This is a genomic window from Mesorhizobium sp. M7A.F.Ca.ET.027.03.2.1, assembly GCF_003999175.1.
GTDB lineage: Bacteria > Pseudomonadota > Alphaproteobacteria > Rhizobiales > Rhizobiaceae > Mesorhizobium.
Map to the genome: position 1 here is coordinate 1 of NZ_RZOM01001340.1, position 1,367 is coordinate 1,367.

The following is a 1,367-nucleotide window of genomic DNA, read 5'->3' on the forward strand; positions in this document are numbered from 1 at the left end:
GCCGCGCAGCTTGTTGACGACCAGCGTCGCCAGCGCCTCGCCTTCCACATCCTCGGCGATGATCAAGAGCGGCTTGCCCGACTGCACCACGGCTTCAAGCACGGGCAGCATCGCTTGCAGGTTGGAGAGCTTCTTCTCGTGGATCAGCACATAAGGCTCATCGAGTTCGACGCGCATCTTGTCCTGGTTGGTGATGAAATAGGGCGAGAGATAGCCGCGGTCGAACTGCATGCCTTCCACGACTTCGAGTTCGGTCTCGGCGGTCTTGGCCTCCTCCACCGTGATGACACCTTCATTGCCGACCTTCTCCATTGCCTCGGCGAGGAAACGGCCGATCTCGGCATCGCCATTGGCGGAGATGGTGCCTACCTGCGCGATCTCGTCGTTTCGGGTGACCTTGCGGGCATTGGTCTTCAGTTCGGCGACCACCGCATCGACCGCCTTGTCGATGCCGCGCTTCAAATCCATCGGGTTCATGCCCGAGGCAACCGCCTTGGCCCCTTCCCTGACGATCGCCTGTGCAAGCACCGTTGCGGTCGTCGTGCCGTCGCCGGCAAGGTCGTTGGTCTTGGAAGCCACTTCGCGCACCATCTGGGCGCCCATATTCTCGAACTTGTCTTCAAGCTCGATTTCCTTGGCCACGGTGACGCCGTCCTTGGTGATGCGCGGAGCGCCGAACGACTTGTCGATGACGACATTGCGCCCCTTGGGACCGAGCGTCACCTTTACCGCATTGGCAAGGATATCGACGCCGCGCAGCATCTTCTCGCGCGCTTCGGTATGGAATTTCACTTCTTTGGCAGCCATTGGATCACTCCTTTATCTAGGCAGCATTCGTTGACTGGATGGATACGAAGAAGCCGTCAGGCGGCCTTCTTCACTTCGGCGATCTCATCGATGACACCCATCACGTCGCTTTCCTTCATGATGAGCAGGTCCTCGCCGTCGAGTTTGATTTCGGTGCCGGACCATTTGCCGAACAGGATGCGGTCGCCGACCTTGACATCGAGTTCGACAAGCTTGCCGCTGTCGTCGCGCGCGCCGGGACCGACGGCGAGCACTTCACCTTCCTGCGGTTTTTCCTTTGCGGTATCGGGGATGATGATGCCGCCGGAGGTCTTCTCCTCGGCTTCAAGGCGGCGGACCAGAATACGGTCATGCAATGGACGGAACGCCATGTCGTTCTCCTCGTGGACAAACAGGTTTTTGAGGTTCCTCCGCACCGAACCGGCAATATCGGACCGGTGCGGAACGCCCCGACCCTTCGTCAGGCATCGCGGCGCATATCGAGCTAGTTTTGCCGTTTTTCGGTTTCAAGAGACCGGCGAAAAAATTTTTCCATTCGACCAGAAAGGGCGCCAACGCAC

The 1,367-nt window shown here is 59.2% G+C and carries 3 protein-coding genes; all 3 read right to left on the bottom strand.

Annotated features, from left to right (window positions below; all coding sequences use genetic code 11):
- On the bottom strand, positions 1–807 hold an 807-nt coding region (groEL, locus tag EN750_RS34455), incomplete at its 3' end, for a chaperonin GroEL (protein ID WP_127399287.1).
- 56 nt (positions 808–863) lie between these two features.
- Complete coding sequence (groES, locus tag EN750_RS34460; protein WP_127255658.1) at positions 864–1,178, bottom strand: co-chaperone GroES; 315 nt, start codon at positions 1,176–1,178, stop codon at positions 864–866.
- The coding region (locus tag EN750_RS40120; protein WP_210212795.1) for a hypothetical protein at positions 1,156–1,367 on the bottom strand (212 nt) is incomplete at its 5' end. The genes EN750_RS40120 and groES, both read right to left, overlap by 23 nt.